Origin of the sequence: Pedobacter alpinus, assembly GCF_042684645.1 — a bacterium.
Taxonomy (GTDB): Bacteria; Bacteroidota; Bacteroidia; order Sphingobacteriales; family Sphingobacteriaceae; genus Pseudopedobacter; species Pseudopedobacter alpinus.
The window spans coordinates 1-24542 of sequence record NZ_JBHULV010000029.1 but is presented as its reverse complement, the minus strand read 5'-3'; the positions used below and the strand labels follow the sequence as shown (position 1 = coordinate 24542).

Sequence of the window (24542 nt, the reverse complement as noted above, 5' to 3'; positions counted from 1 at the left end):
TTAAATTTATTTTATTCAACCACTATACTCTCAATACTCAATACCCAATACTCAATACTCTATACTCAATACCCAATACCCAATACTCAATACCCAATACCCAATACCCAATACCCATAAACTAATGATTCGCCTTAGCAGAAAAGAAGTTAAAAAATAATACGATATAAGATATTGAGCAGAAAATTTGAACTAAAGCAATCCTTTTCCCTATTACAGTAATTGGATACATATCTCCATAACCAACGGTTGCACTTGTAACAAAAGAATAATATATAGCATCTATTGGCATTAACAATTGCACATTTAAATAATTACCAGATAAGTATATAATAGCAAAAGTTAAACCCGATTCTAAAAAATTTAAAGTCAACAATAGCAATGTTCGCATGTGCGAAGCTTGAAGATGATGTTCTGCAATAAATATTTTACTAAATAAATATAAGTAGGTTTCTACCAAAAGGTAGATGCAAAATAAAAGTGCAATTTGATTGGTGTACCAGCCATTTAGTAAAACTAATACCGGAAACACAATTTTAAGAATCACATAAGTTTCAACAATTAATTTCCGAGTAAGCGTAGTGCTGTTTTTAAATAATTCATCAATAAATACACCTGGAAATAAAATCAAAAACGAAACTAAGCTCAGCCTAAAAACTCTAAGTATCCCATAATCATCTTTCCTATTTCCGTTCCAAACCGCTGCTATTTTTTGTAAATGAGACCTAAACCCCGCATGTTTTTTCTCTTGAAAAGAGTGGTCGCCCCTAAATATTTTACCTAAGTTCCTGCTCAAAATTTAAGCTTGTGCAGTTGGGCCTCCAAAATTAAAAGGCATCCCTCCATTGTTGTCTCCGCCAACATTTATAGTTCCGTTTATCATTTCAAATTTCTCTATATTATCTGCTAACGCGTTTAATAACCGCTTGGCATGGTCAGGTGTAAGCACAATTCTGCTTTTAACTTTTGCCTTAGGTACACCTGGCATTACCCTAATAAAATCTAAAACAAACTCACTATTAGAATGCGTAATAATTGCTAAGTTAGAATAAGTTCCTTCCGCCATCTCTTCAGATAGCTCTATATTTAATTGATTATCGTTATGTTCTTCCATGCTACTAAATTAAAAAAGTAAAGGGGTAAAATTATAATTATCTAATAAAATCTCATATTATTAAGAATTCTTGAAATTTAAAGTAAATTGATAGCATATGAATAGCATCAAATATCTTATACTTACTATATTTCTATTTAGCTTATGCTCGGTAAAAGCCCAAAAGCTCAATAATACACAAACTAACGATTCTCTTCCTAAACAATTAAAACCTTTACAATTAATTGATGGTCAAATTTTAGGCCCAGGGCTATTCTTATCAGTTAATTACGATACGAGATTTAAACCTAAAAACAAAGGTTTAGGGTTAAGATTAGGCATAGGTTCTAGTCTTTTAGGTTTAACATTTCCATTATCTATAAACTACCTAATCGGCAATAATAACAAAAGAAGTTTCTTAGATATTGGAGCAGGAGTTACACTATATATACCATCAGAACAAAGTTGGAACCAGTTTGAACAAACCACTCTATTACCAAATACCTATATCATGTACAGGTATCAAGCGCTAAAATCTGCAAACACTTTTAGAATTGGTCTCTCACAAATGAGAATATTTGAAGACAGTGGTTTTATTCCTTACTATCCTAGTATAAGTTTAGGACATATCCTAAATCGTAGAAATTAAAAAAGGTCTGCATAAAAATGCAGACCTTTTAATGAAATCTAGTATTTGCTTGCAGCTTTTAGCCTTCTGCAATTAGCTCATTAAGCTTCAACTTCTTCTTCCTCTTCTTCTTTTTTAGAAGCCATTAATTTATCGTATTCTTCTTGAGAACCAACAATGATTCTTTCGTAATCACGTAAACCCGTACCAGAAGGAATTAAGTGTCCAACAATAACGTTTTCTTTCAAGCCTAATAAATGGTCACGCTTACCAGCAATTGCTGCTTCGTTTAACACTTTAGTAGTTTCTTGGAAAGAAGCCGCAGAGATGAATGATTTAGTTCCTAATGAAGCTCTAGTAATACCTTGTAGCATTGGGCTTGCTGTTGCAGCTCTTGCTTCGCGGGCAGTAACTAATTTCATATCCTTACGTTTTAACTGTGAGTTTTCATCACGTAATTTACGTACAGATACTATTTGACCAGATTTTAACACATTAGAATCTCCTGAATCTTCAACTACCATTTTATCAAAGATTTCATCATTTTCTATAGAGAAATCAAATCTATCAACAGCTTGTTTTTCTAAGAAAATTGTATCACCAGCGTCTTCAATCAATACTTTTTGCATCATTTGGTGAACGATTGTTTCAAAATGCTTATCGTTAATTTTCACACCTTGCAAACGGTAAACCTCTTGAATACCATTTACTAAATATTCTTGAACCGCAGCCGGACCTTTGATAGATAGGATATCTCCAGGAGAGATAGCTCCATCAGACAATGGCATACCCGCTTTAATAAAATCATTATCTTGTACTAAGATGTGCTTAGAAAGTGGTACTAAATACTTTTTAACTTGTCCGTCTCTTGATTCAATAGTTACCTCACGGTTACCACGTTTAACACCACCTAAAGTTACCACACCATCAATTTCGGTTACAACTGCAGGGTTAGAAGGATTTCTCGCTTCAAACAATTCAGTCACACGTGGTAAACCACCCGTGATATCTCGTGTTTTACCAGTTGTACGAGGAATTTTAACAAGGATTTCTCCCATTTTCATTTCCTGACCTTCATCAACAACTACGTGAGCACCAACCGGAATATTGTATTCTCTGATTGAACCACCTTTTTTGTCAACAATTTTAACAACCGGATTTTTAGTTTTATCTCTAGTATCGATAATTACTTTTTCTCTGTGACCAGTTTGCTCATCAGATTCCTCGCGGAAAGTAACACCTTCAATTACTGCTTCAAACTCAACCCTACCTGAGAATTCAGAAATAATAACAGCATTGTACGGATCCCAAGAACAAATCTTATCTCCTTTAGTTACTTTATCACCTTCTTTTACAAAAAGGAATGAACCATAAGGAATATTATTTGTCATAATTACCCTTCCAGAATTTGGATCAGTAATTTTGAATTCACCTGAACGTCCTAATACAACCTCAGTATCACCTTCTTCTGTGGTTCTTGTTACAGTTCTTAAGTTTTCAAACTCAATAACTCCATCAAATTTAGCATTAACTTGAGACTCGGCTGCAATGTTAGATGCTGTACCACCCACGTGGAAAGTACGTAAAGTTAACTGTGTACCTGGCTCTCCAATTGATTGTGCTGCAATAACACCAACTGCTTCACCCATTTGTACTGGTTTACCAGAAGCTAAGTTACGACCGTAACATAATGCACAAACTCCTCTAGAAGCCTCGCATGTTAATACAGAACGAATTTCAATACCTTCTAAAGCAGATTCCTCTATTTTTAAAGCAATTTCTTCAGTGATATCTTTATCAGCTTTTACATACAACTCGTTGGTAATTGGGTCATAAACATCATGTAATGAAGTACGTCCTAATATTCTATCGTATAATGGCTCAATAATATCCTCGTTGTCTTTCAAAGCAGTAGTAAACATACCTCTTAATGTACCGCAATCATGGTGTTTAATCACCATATCTTGAGCAACATCATGTAAACGACGAGTTAAATAACCAGCATCGGCTGTTTTCAAAGCCGTATCGGCCAAACCTTTACGAGCACCGTGAGTAGAAATAAAGTATTCTAATACTGATAATCCTTCTTTAAAGTTAGAAAGAATAGGATTTTCAATAATCTCACCACCTGAACCTGATTTTTGAGGTTTCGCCATCAATCCCCTCATTCCACATAACTGACGAATTTGCTCTTTAGAACCACGGGCTCCAGAATCAAGCATCATGTAAACAGAGTTGAAACCTTGGTTATCGTTAGTCAATTGGGTCATTACGTGAGTAGTTAACCTGTTATTGATACGAGTCCAGATATCAATAATCTGATTGTAACGCTCATTATTAGTGATGAAACCCATGTTATAGTTACCCATAACATCAGCAACTTCTTTTCTAGCTTGCTCTAATAAAGTATGCTTCTCTGTAGGAATGTTTAAATCTTTCAAGTTGAAAGATAAACCTCCGATAAATGCAGATTGGAAACCTAAGGTTTTAATCTCATCTAAGAAATTAGCAGCACCAGCCATACCAGTAATTTTAACTACTTCTCCAATAATATCACGTAATGATTTTTTGGTTAAAAGTTCGTTAATATAACCTACTTCTTTTGGTACAACTTCATTAAATAATACCCTACCAACGGTAGTATCAATTAGTTTTTCAACTAAAGAACCATCTTTTTCTCTTACTAAAGCTTTTACTTTAATAAATGCATGTAAGTCTAGTTTCTTCTCGTTGTAAGCAATAATTACTTCTTCTGAAGAGTAAAAAGTTAATCCTTCTCCCTTTATAATATGTCCTTCTTCAGTTCTACGGCCTTTGGTCATGTAATACAGACCCAAAACCATATCCTGAGATGGTACTGTAACCGGTGTACCGTTTGCAGGGTTTAAAATATTGTGAGAAGCTAACATCAAGATTTGGGCTTCCAAAACCGCAGCGTTACCTAGTGGTACGTGAACTGCCATCTGGTCACCATCAAAATCCGCGTTAAACGCAGTACACACTAATGGGTGTAATTGAATAGCTTTACCTTCTATTAATTTTGGTTGGAAGGCTTGAATACCTAACCTGTGTAATGTTGGTGCTCTATTTAATAAAATAGGGTGACCTTTCAATACATTCTCCAAAATATCCCAAACTAATGGGTCTTTTCTATCAACAATTTTCTTTGCAGATTTAACTGTTTTAACTACGCCACGTTCAATCATCTTACGAATAATAAACGGTTTAAATAGTTCGGCAGCCATATCTTTTGGTAAACCACACTCGTGTAGTTTCAAAGTTGGTCCTACAACAATTACAGAACGTCCAGAATAATCCACACGTTTTCCAAGTAAGTTTTGACGGAAACGACCTTGTTTACCTTTTAAAATATCTGATAAAGATTTTAAAGCTCTGTTACCTTCAGTTTTAACAGCATTCACCTTACGTGAGTTGTCAAATAAAGAATCAACAGCTTCTTGAAGCATACGTTTTTCGTTACGTAAAATTACTTCTGGAGCTTTAATTTCCATTAATCTTTTTAAACGATTGTTACGGATGATTACTCTTCTGTATAAATCATTTAAATCTGAAGTAGCAAAACGACCACCTTCTAGAGGTACTAATGGACGTAATTCTGGTGGAATAACTGGAACGATTTTAACAATCATCCACTCTGGGTTATTCTCTATACGTGTTTTTGCACCACGGAAAGCTTCTACAACTTGAAGACGTTTTAAAGCCTCATTTTTACGCTGTTGAGATGTTTCGTTAGCTGCTTGGTGACGTAAATCGTAAGATAATTGATCTAAATTTAATCTTCTCAATAAATCTTCTAAAGCCTCAGCGCCCATTTTGGCGATAAACTTATTAGGGTCTTTATCGTCTAAGTACTGATTCTCTTTAGGTAATTTATCTAAAATATCAAGGTATTCTTCTTCTGTTAAGAAATCCATGTAATTGATTCCTTCATCAGCCATCATACCCGCTTGGATAACCGCATATCTTTCGTAATAGATAATTAAATCTAAACGTTTTGTAGGCAATCCTAATAAATAACCAATTTTGTTAGGTAAAGATCTAAAATACCAAATGTGTGCAACAGGAACCACCAAGTTGATGTGTCCCATACGCTCACGACGTACTTTTTTCTCAGTTACCTCAACACCACAACGGTCACAAACAATTCCTTTGTAACGAATTCTTTTGTATTTACCGCAATGACATTCGTAATCTTTAACCGGACCAAAAATTCTTTCACAGAATAAACCATCACGCTCAGGCTTATAAGTTCTGTAGTTAATGGTTTCCGGTTTCAACACTTCGCCACTTGAGCGTTCCAAAATTGCTTCTGGAGACGATAAGCTAATGGTTATCGAAGTGAAATTACTTTTTATTTTACTATCCTTTTTGTAAGACATATATTTTTTAAGCTAAAAGCTTAAGGCTGAAAGCTTAAAGCATTACGCCTTAAGCTTTCGGCCTTCGGCCTTATTAATCTAATGTAATATCTAATCCTAAACCTCTTAATTCATGAACCAATACATTGAATGATTCTGGAACTCCTGGAGTTGGTAAGTTTTCGCCTTTTACGATAGCTTCGTAAGTTTTAGCTCTACCCACCACATCATCAGATTTTACGGTTAAGATTTCTTGTAGGATGTTAGATGCACCAAATGCTTCCAATGCCCAAACCTCCATCTCTCCAAAACGTTGACCTCCAAATTGAGCTTTACCACCCAATGGTTGTTGTGTAATTAAAGAGTAAGGTCCGATAGAACGAGCATGCATTTTATCATCAACCATGTGACCTAATTTAAGCATATAAATTATACCTACAGTAGTGTGTTGATCAAAACGCTCACCTGTTAATCCGTTGTACAAATAAGTTCTTCCAGATTCTGGAACACCTGCTTGTTTTACGTAATCTTCAACCTCGTCATGAGAAGCACCATCAAAAATTGGAGTAGCAAATTTTAATCCCAATTCTTTACCAGCCCAACCTAAAACAGTTTCGTAAATCTGTCCTAAGTTCATACGAGAAGGTACACCTAATGGATTTAAAACGATATCTACTGGAGTTCCATCAGCTAAGAACGGCATATCCTCATCTCTTACGATACGAGCAACTATACCTTTATTACCGTGACGACCCGCCATTTTATCACCAACTTTTAATTTACGTTTTTTAGCAACATAAACTTTAGCCATTTGTACAATTCCAGATGGAAGCTCATCTCCTACGCTAATAGCAAATTTATCTCTTCTGTAAGCACCAAGCTCTTCGTTGGTTTTGATACCGAAATTGTGTAATAAGATTTTAATTAAATCATTTTTATCATCATCAGTAGTCCATTTTGTTGGGTTGATGTGGTTATAATCTAATTCCATTAATAGTTTTTGAGTGAATTTAACACCTTTAGCTATTAACAATTCTTTGTACACATTGTAAACTCCTTGAGAAGTTTTACCATTTACAATAGTGAATAATTTTTCAACTAAACTTTCTCTAAGCTCTCTTACTGCTTTCTCATGTTTAGCATCTAATTTTTCAATCATTGCTTTCTCTTCAGCTTTTGAAGTTTTCTTAGCTCTAGAGAATAATTTGGTATCAATAACTACACCTTTAATAGATGGTGGAGTTTTTAAAGATGCATCTTTAACGTCACCAGCTTTATCACCAAAGATTGCTCTCAGTAATTTCTCTTCTGGAGACGGGTCAGACTCCCCTTTCGGAGTAATCTTACCAATTAAAATATCACCTTCTTGCACATCAGCACCAACTCTAATAATTCCGTTTTCATCTAAGTCTTTAGTCGCCTCTTCAGAAACGTTAGGAATATCTGGTGTTAATTCTTCTTCTCCTCTTTTTGTATCACGTACTTCTAATTCAAATTCTTCAATATGAAGAGAAGTAAAGATATCTTGAGAAACTACTCTTTCAGAAATTACAATCGCATCCTCAAAGTTATATCCTTGCCAAGGCATGAATGCAACTTTTAAGTTGATACCTAATGCTAATTCTCCGTCTTGGGTAGCATAACCTTCACATAATACTTGTCCTTTTTCAACTTTTTGGCCTTTTTTAACAATTGGCTTTAAGTTGATACAAGTACTTTGGTTGGTTTTCTTAAATTTAATTAAGTTGTATGATTTAGATTCGCCATCAAAAGATACTAATCTATCATCATCATTTCTATCATAACGGATAGTGATTTTGTTGGCATCTACATACTCAACAACACCATTTCCTTCTGCATTAATTAAAGTTCTAGAATCACGAGCAACCCTACCTTCTAATCCAGTCCCAACAATTGGGGCTTGTGGACGTAATAAAGGCACAGCTTGACGTTGCATGTTAGATCCCATCAGGGCTCTATTCGCATCATCATGCTCTAAGAAAGGAATCAAAGAAGCTGCAATAGAAGTAATCTGATTTGGAGCAATATCAATGTAATCTAACTTTTCAGGATCGATTACAGGAAAATCACCTTCGTATCTTGCTTTTACTTTATCTTCTTCAAAAATACCTGCATCACTGTATTGCGCACTTGCTTGTGCAATCGTCATTCCGTCTTCATCCTCAGCACTTAAATAAGTAACCGGTTGGTCCATCACTACCTGTCCGTCATTTACTTTACGGTAAGGAGTTTCAATAAAACCAAGGTTATTAATTTTTGCGTGAACGCAAAGAGAAGAAATCAAACCAATATTTGGTCCCTCTGGAGTTTCAATCGTACACAACCTACCATAGTGGGTATAGTGAACGTCACGAACCTCAAAACCAGCTCTCTCACGTGATAAACCACCAGGGCCTAAAGCCGATAGACGGCGTTTGTGCGTAATCTCTGCTAATGGATTGGTTTGATCCATAAACTGAGATAACTGGTTAGTTCCAAAGAAAGAGTTAATTACAGATGATAATGTACGAGCATTAATTAAATCTGTTGGTGTAAACACCTCGTTATCACGAATGTTCATACGCTCACGGATTGTTCTAGCCATACGAGCTAAACCAACACCAAACTGAGCGTATAATTGCTCACCTACAGTTCTTACTCTTCTGTTTGATAAGTGATCAATATCATCCACATCTTCTTTAGAGTTGATTAATTTGATCAAATATTTAACAATCGCAATAATGTCTAACTTAGTTAAAACCTTAGTTTCAACAGGGGTATCCATTTTTAATTTACGATTGATTCTGTAACGACCTACGTCTCCTAAATCATAACGTTTATCAGAAAAGAATAAACGATCAATGATACCACGAGCAGTTTCCTCATCAGGTGGTTCGGCGTTACGTAATTGTCTATATATATGTTCTACCGCTTCTTTTTCAGAATTGGAAGTATCTTTTTGCAACGTATTGTAGATAATTGTATAATCTCCAGAGTTACCATCTTCCTTAGAAAGGATTAAGGTTTTAACTCCAGCATCAACAATCATATCTATGTGATCTTCTTCTAAAATGGTTTCTCTCTCGAAAATAATTTCATTTCTGTCAATAGAAACTACCTCACCAGTATCTTCATCAACAAAATCTTCTACCCATTTTTTCAGAACTCTGGCAGCCAATTTACGTCCTACGTATTTCTTCAAACCAGATTTACTAACCTTAACCTCATCGGCAAGATCAAATAATTCTAATATATCTTTATCAGAATCGTAACCAATTGCTCTTAAAAGTGTAGTTACCGGGAATTTCTTCTTACGATCAATGTAAGCATACATGACGTTGTTCACATCTGTTGCAAATTCAATCCACGAACCTTTGAAAGGAATTACACGAGCAGAGTACAGTTTACTTCCGTTTGTATGACGACTTACGCCGAAGAATACTCCCGGAGAACGGTGTAATTGAGAAACAATCACACGCTCTGCACCATTAATTACGAAAGTACCTTTAGGAGTCATATAAGGAATAGTTCCTAAATAAACATCCTGTACAATAGTTTCAAAATCTTCATGCTCTTCATCATTACAAGACAAACGGAGTTTGGCTTTTAGAGGAACGCTATAAGTTAGTCCACGCTCAATACATTCATGAATGTCATAACGAGGTGGATCAATAAAATAATCCAAAAATTCGAGAACAAAAATGTTTCTTGAATCAGAGATCGGGAAGTTTTCAGCAAATACCTGGAATAAACCTTCAGTATGACGGTTATCCGATGTGGTTTCTAGCTGAAAGAATTCCTTGAACGATTGGATTTGTACATCCAGAAAATCAGGATAATCTAACACATGCTTACTTTGAGCAAAGTTTATCCTTTGATTGCTTTTGTTTGCCAAGGGTCTTAAATTTTAGTTAAACCGAGAATTCGATTAAAAACTGAACCTTTGTTCAGCACAATTTTGGTGATATACACCAAAAGCCGTAAACTCCGTCCGCCTTTTGGCAGATGGAGTTTATGGCTATTTTTTTATTGAGGTAGTAAATTACTTGATCTCAACAACAGCTCCAACTTCTTCAAGTTGTTTCTTAAGAGCCTCAGCTTCGTCTTTAGCAACACCAGCTTTTAATTCTTTTGGTGCACCATCAACTAAATCTTTTGCTTCTTTTAATCCAAGACCTGTTAAGTCTTTAACTAATTTTACAACAGCTAATTTCTGACCACCAGCTTCTTTTAAGATTACATCAAAAGATGTTTTTTCTTCAGCTACTTCAGCAGCAGCAGCAGGACCAGCAGCAACAGCAACTGCAGCAGCAGCTGGCTCGATACCATACTCGTCTTTTAAGATTTGAGCTAACTCATTAACTTCTTTAACAGTTAAGTTTACTAATTGTTCAGCAAACGATTTTAAATCCGCCATTATATTTAATTTTAATTTTTTTACAATAATTTACTTCCAAACTTAAGGTGTTTGAATTAACCTTCTCTTTCTTGTAAAGTTTTGACAATACCTGCCAATTTGTTTCCGCCAGACTGTAATGCTGAAATAACATTTTTAGCTGGAGATTGTAATAATCCAATGATTTCGCCAACAAGTTCTTCTCTTGATTTAAGATTAACTAATGCGTCTAATTGGTTATCGCCAATGAAAACAGCTGAATCTACATAAGCTGCTTTTAATACTGGTTTCTCTGCTTTTCCTTTTCTCAACTCTTTTATTAGCTTAGCCGGAGCATTAGCATTAGTTGAAAACATTACAGATGAAGAACCTTTAAGGACTTCAAATAATGGAGAAACATCACCATCTAATTGCTCTAAAGCTTTTCTGATAAGTGTATTTTTCACTACTTGCATTCCGATTTCGTTCTCGAAACATTTACGGCGAATATTATTGATTTTAGCAACCGATAAGCTTGAAGTATCAGTAATATAAAAATTACCTGATTCTTTCATTCTATCGACTAAAGCAGAAACAACTTCGTGTTTTTCTTCTCTTCTCATAATATTAAATTCCCGCTACTGATTTAGTTTCAATATTTATTCCTGGAGACATTGTAGAAGAGATATTAATACTCTTAAAATATGTTCCTTTTGCAGCTGATGGTTTTAATTTAGAAATGATTTGAAGAACCTCCAAAGCATTTTCATAAATCTTATCAGAAGGGAAAGATACTTTACCTATTGAGCAGTGAATGATACCTGTTTTATCAACTTTAAAGTCGATTTTACCACCCTTTACATCTGTAACTGCTTGTCCCACATTCATGGTTACAGTTCCTGATTTAGGGTTAGGCATCAAATTACGAGGACCCAAGATACGACCTAATTTACCAACTTTAGCCATACAGCTAGGTGTAGTAATAATAATGTCAACATCCGTCCAGCCACTCTCAATCTTAGCTATATACTCATCCAAACCTACAAAATCAGCTCCTGCTGCTTTTGCTTCTTCCTCTTTATCAGGAGTTACTAAAGCTAAAACACGAACTGTTTTACCAGTACCATGTGGTAAAGTTGCAATACCACGTACCATTTGATTCGCTTTACGCGGATCAACACCTAAACGAACATCAATATCAACTGATGCGTCAAATTTAGTAGTAGTAATGTCTTTCACCAAGGCTGCCGCATCTTTTAAAGAATAGGCTTTACCAGCTTCAAGTTTGGAAAGTGCCGTTTTTTGATTTTTTGTTAATCTTGCCACTGTCTTTTACTTATTTTTGTTAATTAATTAGTCCAGGGTGCATCTCCTGTAACATTGATACCCATACTACGGGCAGTTCCAGCAACCATTTTCATTGCTGATTCCATTGTAAATGCATTTAAATCAGACATTTTATCTTTTGCAATTACTTCTACCTGTTCCCAAGTAACTTTAGCTACTTTTTTACGGTTAGATTCTGCTGATCCACTTTTTAAGTTTGTAACTTCCAATAATTGAATAGCTACTGGTGGATTTTTAATGATAAATTCGAAAGATTTGTCTGCATAAACAGTGATTACAACAGGAAGTACTTTGCCTGGTTTATCTTGGGTACGAGCATTAAATTGTTTACAAAACTCCATAATATTCACACCTTTTGCTCCTAATGCAGGACCAACAGGTGGAGATGGGTTTGCAGCTCCTCCTTTGATTTGTAATTTGATTAACGCACTGACTTCTTTTGCCATTTGTTTATTTATTTATTTCTCAACGTTAATAATGTGGAAGCATTTGTAACATTTAAGATTTTGTTAGTATTGAGATGTAGGTATAGAGTATTGCGATTAACCGCTATACTCATTACGCTATACGCAATACTTTATAATTATTCTTTTTCAACTTGCATATAGTTAAGTTCTAATGGGGTTTTACGTCCAAATATCTTAACCATTACTTTTAGTTTTTTCTTTTCCTCGTTAACTTCTTCAATAACACCAGAGAATCCATTGAAAGGACCATCCATAACTTTGATGTTTTCTCCAACATAATAAGGCACATTCATGGTTTCGCCTTGTTCGGCCATTTCATCAACCTTACCTAAAATTCTGTTTACTTCAGCCGGTCTCAAAGGCACAGCATTACCTGCTTTGTCTCCTAAAAAACCTATAACACTATTTATGGCTTTAATAATTTGTTCTAATTCTGCGTTCAATGCAGTTTCAATTAAAACATAACCAGGGTAGTAATTTCTTTCTTTTGCGATTTTTTTACCATCACGCATTTGGTAATATTTTTCCATAGGTATTAACACCTGCGGAACTAAATGCGTAAGACCTAAACGGCTTATCTCTGCATCTATATATTGCTTAACTTTCTTTTCTTTCCCACTTACCGCTCTTACAACATACCATTTCAATTGATCGCTCATGCCCTATATCTTATGCAAATGATTTATACATTAACTTTAATAAATTACCTGCTGACTCATCCATTGCTAAAATGATTAAAGCAATGATTAAAGATGCTACTAGGGTGATTACAGCACTATTTTGTAATTCGCTCCAAGTAGGCCAAGTAACTTTTTGAGTTAACTCTATATATGATTCTTTTACGTATTCTGCAAAACCAGCCATGCTTATTTTTTTTGCGTTAGCACGGGAACAAGGATTCGAACCCTGATCAAAGGTTTTGGAGACCTCTATTCTACCGTTGAACTATTCCCGTGTGTATATACCTCTTTCGAGCTATAAATTTGTTATTAGATAAAAAGTACTTAGGAAGTATCTCCTAAGTACTTTTTTATTTAAAAAACCCTAATTAAAGGAGTTTTAATTATTTAACGATTTCAGTTACCTGACCAGCACCTACTGTTCTTCCACCTTCACGGATAGCAAAACGTAAGCCTTTTTCCATTGCAATAGCATTAATCAATACTACATTGATTGTTACGTTATCACCTGGCATAACCATTTCAACACCTTCTTGTAACGTAATTTCTCCAGTTACATCTGTAGTTCTGAAATAGAATTGTGGACGGTATTTGTTAAAGAATGGAGTGTGACGTCCACCTTCTGCTTTTGATAATACGTAAACCTCAGCTTTGAAATCTGTGTGAGGAGTTACTGAACCTGGTTTACAGATAACCATACCACGACGGATATCAGTTTTCTCAATACCACGTAACAATAAACCTACGTTATCACCTGCTTCACCTCTATCTAAAATTTTACGGAACATCTCAACTCCAGTTACTGTAGATTTTAAGTTCTCAGCTCCCATACCTAAGATATCAACACCTTCTCCAGAGTTGATAATTCCTCTCTCAATACGACCTGTAGCAACTGTACCACGACCTGTAATAGAGAAAACATCTTCAACTGGCATTAAGAAAGGAAGATCAGTCAAACGTGGAGGAATTGGAATGTAGTTATCTACTGCTTCCATTAATTCTAAAATTTTTCCAACCCATTTAGCATCACCATTTAATCCACCTAAAGCAGAACCTTGGATTACTGGAATATCATCACCAGGGAAATTGTAGAATGATAATAATTCACGAATTTCCATTTCAACTAATTCTAATAATTCTGGATCATCAACCATATCCACTTTATTCATGAATACAACTAATGAAGGAACACCTACCTGACGAGCTAATAAAATGTGCTCGCGAGTTTGTGGCATAGGACCATCAGTAGAAGCAACAACGATGATTGCACCATCCATTTGTGCAGCACCTGTTACCATGTTCTTAACGTAATCCGCGTGACCTGGACAATCTACGTGAGCATAGTGACGGTTAGCCGTAGAATATTCTACGTGTGCTGTGTTAATAGTGATACCTCTTTCTTTTTCTTCTGGAGCCGAGTCAATTGAATCAAATGAACGAGCTTCAGAGAAACCTGCATCTGCCAATACTTTTGTAATAGCTGCAGTTAACGTAGTTTTACCGTGGTCAACGTGACCGATTGTACCGATGTTTAAGTGTGGTTTACTACGGTCAAATTTTTCTTTTGCCATGATTTTATACTTATTAGTAGGTTAATTTTTATTTTTAATCTTCAATATTTTTTGTGAGCCAAAGATGGGACTTGAACCCACGACCTCTTCCTTACCAAGGAAGTGCTCTACCGCTGAGCTACTTCGGCTTATCTTTTTCACTAAGTTCAAAACAATAAAAATAGCTCATTAGTTATATAACTATTGAACTAAGTTGAACTTTTTCTCATCAATAAACTCAGCTTACCAATGAACTCAAAGAGCGAAAGACGAGGTTCGAACTCGCGACCTATAGCTTGGAAGGCTATCGCTCTACCAACTGAGCTACTTTCGCAATTTAATGTTGAATGAGAGAATAATGAATGAGAGAATAAATTCAATCATTAAAAATCTCAGCCCTTCAATCATTATTCAGTGGGGGGAGAAGGATTCGAACCTTCGAAACCGAAGTAACGGATTTACAGTCCGTCCCATTTGACCGCTCTGGAATCCCCCCATCTTTTTTTAGATCATTAAATCTAAAAAAAAGAGCCTCCTATCGGGATCGAACCAATGACCTACTGATTACAAGTCAGTTGCTCTACCAGCTGAGCTAAGGAGGCTTTTTTAATATTTTAAAGAACTTTTTCTTTATCCCCGTACAAGTCGATTGCTTAAGGGACTGCAAAAATACAAAAATTAATATCCGAACAAAATTTTTTTGAAAAAAAAATCAATGTTTTTTAAAGAACATTGATTTTTAAAATGAATTAGCTTAGTAGCCAATATCTTATCAAATATCTATTTGATTTACTATTTCTTTATGATTACTCTCATGAGACTTTATTTTGTCTTTATGCTTAGTAATTTGCTTTCTTAAAGACTCAATTGCTAAATCTGTGGCTTCTTCAAAAGATTTACAAGTTTCTTTTGCAAATAAAGTACTCCCAGGAATCATGATTTTTATTTCCGAAACCTTATTTGCATCATCTGCAACATTGTCTAGTTTCAAATAAACCTCTCCGCCTATAATTTGATCATAAAACAGGTCTAGTTTATCAACTTTTTTTTGAATAAATGCTAATAACTTCTGATCAGCATCGAAATGGATAGATTGAATCCCAATTTTCATTTTTCCTCCTTTTTTTAAGCTTTTGGATGTGCTTGTTTATAAATTGATTTTAATCTTTCTATAGAGTTATGCGTATATACCTGTGTTGCAGCTAAATTTGCATGTCCTAATAAATCTTTAATTGCGTTAATATCGGCTCCCTTATTAAGAAGACTTGTAGCAAATGAATGTCGTAAAATATGGGGACTTTTTTTTGATTGTGTTGAAATAAAACTTAAATATTTTTGAACAACTCTATAAATTAATTTTGGATAAGCTTTTTCTCCTTTGTCTGTTAGAAACAAAACGCCATCATCAACGCATAGTTGTTGGGTTTCCCTAAGTTTAAGATAATCACTAAACAAGTGTAACACAGTGTTGTTTAAAGGGATTATACGCTCTTTATTCCGCTTTCCCAAAACCTTTATTGTTTTTTCGGCTAAAAAAACGTCGTTACACTTTAAATTTAAAAGTTCACTTAACCTTATTCCTGTGGCAAACAGTAATTCTATTATTAGTTTATCTCTTATTCCAGAAAAATCATTCGTAAAATCTACTTCATCTAAAAGATAATTTATTTTATCATCACTAATAAATACAGGTAGTTTTTTGGAAACTTTAGGACTTAAAACTTTTAAAACTGGGTTTTCTGTTATTAAACCCTCTTTAAGTGAAAATTTGTAGAAAGATCTGATGCTAGAAATTTTTCTATTTACAGATTTTGCATCTAAATGGTTATCCATTAAAGAAACTACCCAAAGCCTGATATCTTTATGATTTGCTTCTTGAAACTGTAATTCTGATTTTTCTAAAAATTCCTGATATTGAGAAATATCTGTTTTATAGGCAGTTATTGTATGGCTCGAGTATCTTTTCTCGTATTGTAGATATTTTAAAAAACCCTCTAAAACCATAAAAACTATTTGCTTATCCCCTATAAAAGTGAATATACAAATAGTTTATATATAGTAAGAAATTTAAGCTAAAAAGATTAAGCTTCTTGGTTCATTCCTTGAACGTAAATTGCGTGTTTTACTTCCATTCTTCTAGCTACAGATTTTTTTTCGTAAGCTTGACGACTGCGAAGTTCTCTTAAAACACCAGTTTTCTCGAATTTCTTTTTAAAGCGTTTTAATGCTCTGTCAATTGATTCGCCATCTTTTACATTGATAATAATCATTTATTAAATACCACCTTTCTATCCCCTTTTAAAATTCTGTTGGGGCTGCAAATGTAGAAAAATAAAATAACAATTAAAATTAAATACCAAGTTAATTTTCAAGAGCTTACAAAATATTCAATTTATAATTCTTCATTAAACCTATAACCAACTCCCCTAACTGTTTGTAAATAATCGGGTCTATCTGGGTTAGCTTCTATTTTTTTTCTTAATCTAACAATGTGCATATCTAAAGTTCTGGTATTCACATCAGAATTGTAACCCCATACTTCCATCATCAAATCGTCTCTGCTAATTACTTTGTTTCTATTATTTAAGAAATATAACAATATCCTATTTTCTAATATGGTGAGCTCTATTTTCTTATTGTTTCTTAGAAGCGAGTGGGTATTTGGATGGTGCTCCATGTCTCCAAATTTATTGTTCTCTTCTTTTCCGTGAACTACATACTTAACTTTACTATCTAACATGGCCACTAAAACATCCATATTAAACGGTTTGCTTACATAATCTGACACCCCAAAATGAAAAGCGTCAATTTTATCAACGTCTTGAGATTTAGCAGACATCATGATAATGATGTTTTCAAATCCTTTAGAGCGTAAAGTGGTGCAAATTTCTGAACCTTCTTTACCTGGGAGCATCCAATCTAACAAAACAATATCTGGTAATTCTGTAAGAATTAGTTCTACTGCCTGATTACCATCACCAGTTTCAATAATTTTATAGCCCTCTTTTTGTAATCGATGATTTACTAAAAACCTTAGATTTTCATCATCTTCTATAATAGCTATTTTAATTTCTTTTTGCATGATTATTTATTAAGAGGTAAAAAAACATCGAAAACGGATCCTTTATTGGGTTTGCTTTTTGCAGTAATATCACCATTCATAAAGTTAACTAGTTCTTTACAGAAAGCCAAACCTAAACCAACACTTCCTTGTTGGTTATATCTGTTTTGTATTCTGTAAAATTTCTTAAAGATATTATTTAGTTCGGAAGCTTCAATACCAATTCCTTTATCTCTAAAAGAAAAAACTATTGTTTTTTTAAATTTATAGATAGATATCTTTAAATGCTTATTTCCAGTGTTGGCATATTTATAAGCATTTTCTATTAAATTATAAAAAATACTACTTAATAATACTGGGTCGGTTAAAAATGTTTGAAGATTAACTATATTTAATTCAATTTCATAATCAGGGTATTTAAGCTGAAATGCATCAATTATATTTTGTGAAAAGATTTCGAGGTTTATTTCTTGGTAGTTTACTTTAATTGACTTGGTTTCAATTTGGGTAAATGAAAGCAACTTATTCATTAAATCGTTCAGTTTATCAGCTTCTTCATCTAATATCTTCCCATAGCGCTTCCTATCTTTATCATCTAAATCTGTAGCATTTAAAATATTATTACCTGCTATTTTAATGACTGCAACAGGTGTTTTAAATTCGTGTGTAAAATTATTAATGAAATCATATTGTAACCTAAAAAGTTTTTGGTTAACTGCAAGATTTCTGTTGAACAAAAAAACGATAACGCCCAAAATAATGTAAACAGCAAAAACGCCTAATGCTATGGGTAAGAATCTTTGTCTCACTTCCTTATCTAAATAAGATCTATCGCTGGTTAAATACAATTTATAATCAGAAAATGCCCAAGGCAGTGCAATTTCTGTGGTTATTAAATTTGGTTTTTCTAAAATAGATTCAAAAGACAAGGGCCTAATTGTAATTGTCTGATACAATTCTGGATGTGTATTTTTTATGCTTAATTGATAGGGGTTAAGCTCAAAAGAGAAAACATCTTGCTCGTAGTATGGAGATGGTGCTTGCTTTTGAAGCATTAATTGTTGGTATATTTTTATGTCCTCTCTTCTTGGAACATTCATGTAGGTGATTTTATTGCTTACGATGTTATAAAATGTTTTAAAAATTTCATCGTTGTTTAATACTTTAGTGGTATCTGCATTTTCTATGTAGCTGGCTACTTTTAAACCAATTTTATTAAACTCGTCTCCACTAGTTAAAGAAAGTGAACCTGGTTCTTTTCCTGAAAATAAGACTGTAGAATCACTATTTATATTTCTGCCATATTGATAAAGACTTTTTAAACCTAAAGAAAAGTAACCTGTTCTTAAACCATCTTGTACAGGGTGATTACTTATTTGCGCATCGTAAAAAAGTATTTTTTCTACAAATGAATAATTTTTAAGAACTGTATCGGCATATTTTGCAGCTGAGGCCGAGTCGAGAAAGCCTTGATAAAAAGATATTTCGGGAATTTTATTTTGAAAAAAGGTATTATACGGTGCAACGGTTTTTTCTAAAACATCAACCTTAAGGGCAGAAAACTCATTGTCAATTACTTTTTTAGTTAAGTTATAACTTACCAGTAAAACCACTATTAGAGAAATTGAAATCAAAACCATAAAGGAAATGATGAGCATAAAGTTTTTACGATAGCTTAAGTTTTTAGCTCTCATTTATTACTTATCTGGATTGATTTGCTTATCCAAAAAGTCTCCCAATTGCCTATAAAAAGTGAATTTATTTTCCGGATTCTTAAATAGCTGCGTCTCATTCTCGTTTAAGATATAATTAACCGCTATTTGTTTTTTACGAAGTTCTTTAACAAATTGGTTAGTTTCTGTAACGTTTACCTTTGAATCTTTACCTCCTTGAGCAATTAAAATAGGGGTTTTAATTTTATCAACTTGAAAAATTGGGGAAGAACTTTTAAGATAATCTATGTCTTTTTCTGGATCTCCAATCATTTCATTTAACATTAATTTGTAAGGCTTATAATATGCCGGGAAACCTTTAAGGTATGTAAATAAATTGATATAGCCAGAATATGATGCCGCACATTTGTAAAGTTGAGGGTAATATACTACTTGATTTAAGGCCGAATAACCCCCAAATCCGTAACCAAATACTCCTATTTTTTTAGGATTAATTAGGTCTTGGTTAATTAACCATTTTACACCATCATAAATATCTTCTTGAACTTTTTTGCCCCATTGCTTAAAACCAGCGTTTTGAAAGTTTTTACCATAACCTGTTGAACCCCTATAATTCATCTGGAAAACAGCATAACCTTTATTGGCTAAATATTGTACTTCTGGTGTGTAACCCCAAACATTTCTTGCAGATGGACCTTGATGAGGCATTACAATGCATGGTAAGTTTTTCTCATCCTTTCCAATAGGTAATGTTAAATAGCCATGTATAATTTGACCATCTCTGGCTTTATAACTTACTGCTTTCATTGCACACATATTATCAGGATTAATCGCTGAATTTACATCTGCAAGTTTTGTTAAACTTTTATCCTTAACTGCATATAGGTAATAAACTCCTGGACTTTTATCTGTATAAGTTTTAACAATGAAGTGATGTTCTGAAGCGTCTTTATCAACAATTATAACCTCATCATTAGGCAATATTTTGTGAATATCATTATAAATGCTTTGATAATTTGCATCTAAAAAATGTATTTCTCTTTTATCTATTTCGTAGGTTAAGTAGGCTAAATTACCTTTGGTTTTAGAATTTACTACCTCCAAAATATCAGCATCTTTATTTTCATAAATCACTTTTATTTCTTTCCCTGTAGCACAATCAAACTCAACCAATGCTAATTTATCTCTACTTAAATTAGATAGTGCATAAATATGATTTTTATCTTTAGTAAAACCTAAAGGCTTTAAAGTGCTTTTAAAATTATTGCTTATCACAGGTTTAAATTTCTCCGACTCATTGTTTCTAAAATACAAAGTTTCATTTACACCATCACTACCAATTGCTAAATTAACCTCACCATCATTATCAGTAAACCATAAAACTATATTCCCCGGGTTTTTTACCAATAATTCTTTTTTACCTGTATTTATATTTAGCTTATACACATCAAAAAAAGTTTCATCTCTTTCATTTAATGCTATCAAAATATGCTCTTGATTTCTTAATTCTTGATCTACTATGTTAACTTTTGTGTTAGGAGAGGTTTGTATGGCTATATTTTGAGTGCCATCCTTATTCACTAAAAATGCAGGATAATTATCTAAGCTATCTTTTTCTTTTAGGTAAATTAACTTATCGTTACCTACCCAATTAGCAGTTCTAACAGACCTATCTGTATAGGCTGTTACCTGTGTAACCAAACTATCATTTACACATTTAACATAAACATTTAAATAACCCTTGTAAGGTTTCAAAAAAGACAAATACTTGCCGTTAGGAGAAAGACGATACATAGATTGCTCAGGATTTTTAAAAAACGTTTCTACAGCAACAGGATCTACTGGTGGATTATAATTGCATCCCATTATCATGAAAAACAAAAAGCAATAAAGAAAGCTTCTATACAAATGAGACATTTTTATTTAAGTAGCGATTAAAATAAATGAAATTTAATATAAGTGATTATTAGCTGAAACAAATTAACTGTTTTAATATGATTTAGGTTAAAAAAAGGAGTAACATTTAAAATACATGTGGAAGGTGATAAATATTAGGTTTACGATAATAGAAGTATCGAAGAACCTGTTTAAAATTCTATTTATATAAGAAATATACTTTAAAGAAACCCCTGTCTTTTATTCTTATCCAAATAGTAGTTATCCAGTTTATAAATATGCAAATAGCTAAAAACATAAATATCAAAACAAAATTACCCCAACTCCTTAAGTTAAGCGCTATATATATGAATAGTAAATTAGTTAAAGCTAGTAGTAAAGTGGTTTGGATATGAGAAAAACCTAGTCTTAAAATTCGATGGTGAATGTGGTTTCTATCTGCTCTAAAGGGAGATTGTCTTTTTAATATTCTGATGGAGAAAATACGAAATGTATCAAACAGTGGGATAATCAAAATTGCTACTGCAATTGCTGGGGCAGAATAAAAAACAGGTCTTATTTCGTTAGAAGTGAATTTATTCAATTCTATAAATTTAAATGCTAAAACTACAGATACCAGTCCAATTAAAAGACTGCCTGTATCTCCCATAAAAATTTTTGCTGGGCTGTAATTGTAAATTAAAAAGCCTACAATTGCACCTACCATACTAAACGCTAAAGAAGCCATTTCTATTTGCCCCATGTGAATAAATAATACTGCAAAGGTTAAATTTACTACTAAACCTATTGTACCCGCAAGACCATCTATACCATCAATTAAATTGAAAGCATTAACAATAAACATGATTAGAAGTATTGATATAGAAATACTTAGATAAAGCGGAATTTCAAAAACATCAAACACTCCGTACAAACTTGTTAAACGGACATTACCCAATAAAACTAGTATTGAACCAACTAAAAACTGCATGGCAAACTTTGTTCCTGGTCCTGCTCCTGCTAAGTCATCTTTTAAACCTACTGCAAATAAAATGATACAAGATGTGAGAAGGATATTTGTAGGAAGAACGGCGTCGTATTTAGCAAATAACAGGGAAACAATTGTGAATGAACAAAAAATAGCTACTCCGCCCAAGCGAGGTATTCCATGATCGTGTTCTTTTCGATGGCTTTGCAAATCATCATATAAATGCCTTTCTCTGGCAACAAAAATAATTGATGGAATAGCTGATACAGAAACTAATATTGAAATAACTATTACTACTAAATAGTATAGCCACTCTATATCTAAAAAAGAATAATCTACATTCACAGCACAAATTTAGAATTTTTTATTTCAAATATTGGGTGATTTTAGATAAGGGTTTAAGTATTGATACCCATAAAGAATTTGGAACTCCATTTGTTTTCAAAGCTAACCTATCTTCTCTGTTGGCTCTAATTCTGTTTTTAATTGATTTATTACTTAAACCCCCTACCCTCATTTTTACTAATACCTTAGGTAGGTAGCTTGTAGTTATTTTATGCTTAAATAAAAACCGAAGAATTAAATCGTAATCTGCTGCTGATTTATAAGTCAAATCATAGACACCAAATTTTTGGAAACATTCTTTTTTTATGAAGAGTGTGGGGTGTGGAGGCATCCAGCCTTTTGCAAAATTATTTCTATCAAATTTTCCTGACACCCAGTTTCTAATGATTTTATTAGGGTCATCTCTATCTACGTATTGTAAATCGCCATAAACAGCTTGCAAGTTTGGATCTTTTTCGAATAGATCTGTAACGTCTGCTAACAATGTAGAATATGCAAAAAAATCGTCGGAATGTAATATGCCAATGATATCTCCACCTGCTAAATTTATTCCTTTGTTGAGGGCATCATAAATCCCTTTGTCTGCTTCAGATACTGATTTATTGATGATTTGATGGTTCTGTTTTAATATTTCGAGGGTCTTATCTTTACTTAATCCGTCTATTACTATTAATTCTTTATTTTGTAGTGTTTGCGATTTATAGGAATTTAATGCCTCTTGCAAATGGGTTTCAGAATTGTAAGTAGCAGTAATAATAGATATTTGCATAACATTCAATTTTAAAGAAAATATTGGTGATTTGGAAATGATTTTTTTAAGCATGGATATTTTAAGTCCAAGCAGGGTCTCGCTCAATGTCATTAAGTTCAGGAAAATTCATATAGCATCCCTTCTGTCCAAGCAGGGTCTCGCTTCAGCTGACCCTGCGTTTTGAGTTTATTGCAATCTGATTTTTCTTTGAAAAAAGTCCAAGCAGGATCTCGCTTCAGCTTAGCATTGTTTGTTTTTGCAATCTGGTTTTTCTTCTGTACCAAAATCTTCCCGCCTCATTGCCAGCGGAAGGGCTAGTCACTTTTTTCATTTTTTGCATATTTTATTTTTATGCATTCAAGAGTGCTTCACAATTTTTTCCGCAAAAAAAGTAACCAAAAAACTCTCCGCTGCGCCAGTTGCTACAAAGCAAGTGCAAGAACTTCTTTATCGCTACCGCAACTGCCAAGGCGGAATTTTCCGTTAACGAAGGGTTATTACTTACAAGAATACTGCTTTTAGTGAGAGCACTCCTTTTAACCTGCACTTCCTCCCCTTCCACCACGTCACCCTGAGCGGAGTCGAAGGGTCTCTGCGTTAATTGTTTCTGGCTTGTTTTTATGGTTGTTACTTTTTTTGATTTGTTCTTTAAGCTACTACCTTCCCGCTCATTGCCGCGGAGGGCTAGTAACTTTTTTTTCCGCAAAAAAAGTAACCAAAAAACTCTCTGCTGCGCCAGTTGCTACAATGGAAGTGCAAGTCGTTCTTCTTCTCTGCCGCAACCGCCAAGGCGGAATTTTCCGTTAACGAAGGGTTATTACTTACGAGAATACTGCTTTTAGTAAGAGCACTCCTTTTAACCTGCACTTCCTCCCCTTCCACCACGTCACCCTGAGCGGAGTCGAAGGGTCTCTGCGTTAATTGTTTCTGGCTTGTTTTTATGGTTGTCTTTAAATTGGAAATTCTTTTGTAAACTACTACCTTCCCGCTCATTGCCGCGGAGGGCTAATAACTTTTTTTTCCGCAAAAAAAGTAACCAAAAAAACTCTCCGCTGCGCCAGTTGCTACAATGGAAGTGCAAGAACTTCTTTATCGCTACCGCAACCGCCAAGGCGGAATTTTTCGTTAACGGAGGGTTATTACTTACAAGAATACTGCTAGTAGTAAGAGCACTCCTGTTACCCCGCACTGCCTCCCCATCCACCACGTCACCCTGAGCGGAGTCGAAGGGTCTCTGTGTGAATTGTTTCTGGCTTTTTTTACGGTTGTTACTTTTTTTGATTTGTTCTTTAAACTACTACCTTCCCGCTCATTGCCGCGGAGGGCTAGT

21 protein-coding genes and 5 tRNA genes are annotated in these 24542 nt (G+C 34.0%); 1 reads left to right on the top strand and 25 read right to left on the bottom strand.

What is annotated here, in order from left to right:
* Positions 1 to 121: 121 nt before the first annotated feature.
* Positions 122 to 796: a potassium channel family protein gene (locus tag ACFSSE_RS10040; RefSeq protein ID WP_379041370.1), complete on the bottom strand. Its 675-nt coding sequence runs from the start codon at positions 794 to 796 to the stop codon at positions 122 to 124.
* A 3-nt stretch (positions 797 to 799) separates the two neighbouring features.
* Positions 800 to 1114 carry a DUF3467 domain-containing protein gene (locus ACFSSE_RS10035; protein WP_379041369.1) on the bottom strand — a complete coding sequence of 105 codons (315 nt, stop codon included), beginning with the start codon at positions 1112 to 1114 and terminating at the stop codon, positions 800 to 802.
* A 97-nt stretch (positions 1115 to 1211) separates the two neighbouring features.
* Here ACFSSE_RS10035 and ACFSSE_RS10030 point away from each other — a divergent pair, with 97 nt between their 5' ends.
* Positions 1212 to 1742 carry a hypothetical protein gene (locus tag ACFSSE_RS10030; RefSeq protein ID WP_379041368.1) on the top strand — a complete coding sequence of 177 codons (531 nt, stop codon included), beginning with the start codon at positions 1212 to 1214 and terminating at the stop codon, positions 1740 to 1742.
* Between the two features lie 80 nt (positions 1743 to 1822).
* On the opposite strand, the gene rpoC is transcribed toward ACFSSE_RS10030, so the two are convergent.
* The 23 genes from rpoC to ACFSSE_RS09915 all read right to left on the bottom strand — a co-directional run.
* The gene (rpoC, locus tag ACFSSE_RS10025; RefSeq protein WP_379041367.1) at positions 1823 to 6121 is read right to left on the bottom strand and encodes a DNA-directed RNA polymerase subunit beta'; all 4299 of its coding nucleotides are present in this window, start codon (positions 6119 to 6121) and stop codon (positions 1823 to 1825) included.
* A gap of 73 nt (positions 6122 to 6194) precedes the next feature.
* Positions 6195 to 9995, bottom strand: coding sequence for a DNA-directed RNA polymerase subunit beta (gene rpoB / locus ACFSSE_RS10020; RefSeq protein ID WP_379041366.1), 3801 nt, complete (start codon positions 9993 to 9995; stop codon positions 6195 to 6197).
* A gap of 147 nt (positions 9996 to 10142) precedes the next feature.
* Positions 10143 to 10517: a 50S ribosomal protein L7/L12 gene (gene rplL / locus ACFSSE_RS10015; RefSeq protein WP_379041365.1), complete on the bottom strand. Its 375-nt coding sequence runs from the start codon at positions 10515 to 10517 to the stop codon at positions 10143 to 10145.
* Between the two features lie 56 nt (positions 10518 to 10573).
* A complete protein-coding gene (rplJ, locus tag ACFSSE_RS10010) occupies positions 10574 to 11098 on the bottom strand; it encodes a 50S ribosomal protein L10 (protein WP_379041364.1) in 525 nt (174 codons plus the stop codon).
* 4 nt (positions 11099 to 11102) lie between these two features.
* Positions 11103 to 11801, bottom strand: coding sequence for a 50S ribosomal protein L1 (gene rplA, locus ACFSSE_RS10005; protein ID WP_379041363.1), 699 nt, complete (start codon positions 11799 to 11801; stop codon positions 11103 to 11105).
* A 23-nt stretch (positions 11802 to 11824) separates the two neighbouring features.
* The gene (rplK, locus tag ACFSSE_RS10000; protein ID WP_379041362.1) at positions 11825 to 12268 is read right to left on the bottom strand and encodes a 50S ribosomal protein L11; all 444 of its coding nucleotides are present in this window, start codon (positions 12266 to 12268) and stop codon (positions 11825 to 11827) included.
* A gap of 137 nt (positions 12269 to 12405) precedes the next feature.
* On the bottom strand, positions 12406 to 12948 hold the full coding sequence (nusG, locus tag ACFSSE_RS09995) for a transcription termination/antitermination protein NusG (protein WP_379041361.1): 543 nt from the start codon (positions 12946 to 12948) through the stop codon (positions 12406 to 12408).
* A 10-nt stretch (positions 12949 to 12958) separates the two neighbouring features.
* Entirely contained in the window at positions 12959 to 13153 is a 195-nt protein-coding gene (secE, locus tag ACFSSE_RS09990) for a preprotein translocase subunit SecE (RefSeq protein WP_379041360.1), read from the bottom strand.
* A 20-nt stretch (positions 13154 to 13173) separates the two neighbouring features.
* A tRNA-Trp gene (locus ACFSSE_RS09985) sits at positions 13174 to 13244 on the bottom strand.
* A 108-nt stretch (positions 13245 to 13352) separates the two neighbouring features.
* Positions 13353 to 14540, bottom strand: coding sequence for an elongation factor Tu (gene tuf, locus ACFSSE_RS09980; protein WP_379041359.1), 1188 nt, complete (start codon positions 14538 to 14540; stop codon positions 13353 to 13355).
* Between the two features lie 56 nt (positions 14541 to 14596).
* Positions 14597 to 14668 (bottom strand) — tRNA-Thr (locus ACFSSE_RS09975).
* 112 nt (positions 14669 to 14780) lie between these two features.
* Positions 14781 to 14853: transfer RNA gene (locus tag ACFSSE_RS09970), tRNA-Gly, on the bottom strand.
* A gap of 81 nt (positions 14854 to 14934) precedes the next feature.
* A tRNA-Tyr gene (locus tag ACFSSE_RS09965) sits at positions 14935 to 15015 on the bottom strand.
* A 33-nt stretch (positions 15016 to 15048) separates the two neighbouring features.
* Positions 15049 to 15121 (bottom strand) — tRNA-Thr (locus ACFSSE_RS09960).
* Between the two features lie 170 nt (positions 15122 to 15291).
* Complete coding sequence (gene hpf, locus ACFSSE_RS09955) at positions 15292 to 15630, bottom strand: ribosome hibernation-promoting factor, HPF/YfiA family (protein ID WP_379041358.1); 339 nt, start codon at positions 15628 to 15630, stop codon at positions 15292 to 15294.
* A 14-nt stretch (positions 15631 to 15644) separates the two neighbouring features.
* On the bottom strand, positions 15645 to 16523 hold the full coding sequence (locus tag ACFSSE_RS09950; RefSeq protein WP_379041357.1) for a tyrosine-type recombinase/integrase: 879 nt from the start codon (positions 16521 to 16523) through the stop codon (positions 15645 to 15647).
* Positions 16524 to 16600: 77 nt separating this feature from the next.
* Positions 16601 to 16789 (bottom strand): 30S ribosomal protein S21, encoded by a 189-nt coding sequence (rpsU, locus tag ACFSSE_RS09945; RefSeq protein WP_200585467.1) that lies wholly within the window; start codon positions 16787 to 16789, stop codon positions 16601 to 16603.
* Positions 16790 to 16911: 122 nt separating this feature from the next.
* Positions 16912 to 17601 carry a response regulator transcription factor gene (locus tag ACFSSE_RS09940; protein WP_379041356.1) on the bottom strand — a complete coding sequence of 230 codons (690 nt, stop codon included), beginning with the start codon at positions 17599 to 17601 and terminating at the stop codon, positions 16912 to 16914.
* A 2-nt stretch (positions 17602 to 17603) separates the two neighbouring features.
* Positions 17604 to 19274 (bottom strand): sensor histidine kinase, encoded by a 1671-nt coding sequence (locus ACFSSE_RS09935; protein ID WP_379041355.1) that lies wholly within the window; start codon positions 19272 to 19274, stop codon positions 17604 to 17606.
* Positions 19275 to 19277: 3 nt separating this feature from the next.
* Positions 19278 to 21119: an alpha/beta hydrolase family protein gene (locus ACFSSE_RS09930; RefSeq protein WP_379041354.1), complete on the bottom strand. Its 1842-nt coding sequence runs from the start codon at positions 21117 to 21119 to the stop codon at positions 19278 to 19280.
* Between the two features lie 229 nt (positions 21120 to 21348).
* On the bottom strand, positions 21349 to 22461 hold the full coding sequence (locus ACFSSE_RS09925; RefSeq protein ID WP_379041353.1) for an MraY family glycosyltransferase: 1113 nt from the start codon (positions 22459 to 22461) through the stop codon (positions 21349 to 21351).
* 19 nt (positions 22462 to 22480) lie between these two features.
* Positions 22481 to 23230, bottom strand: a complete 750-nt coding sequence (locus ACFSSE_RS09920; RefSeq protein WP_379041352.1) for a glycosyltransferase family 2 protein — start codon at positions 23228 to 23230, stop codon at positions 22481 to 22483.
* A 1125-nt stretch (positions 23231 to 24355) separates the two neighbouring features.
* A partial coding sequence (locus ACFSSE_RS09915) for a hypothetical protein (RefSeq protein ID WP_379100877.1) occupies positions 24356 to 24542 on the bottom strand: 187 nt, incomplete at its 5' end.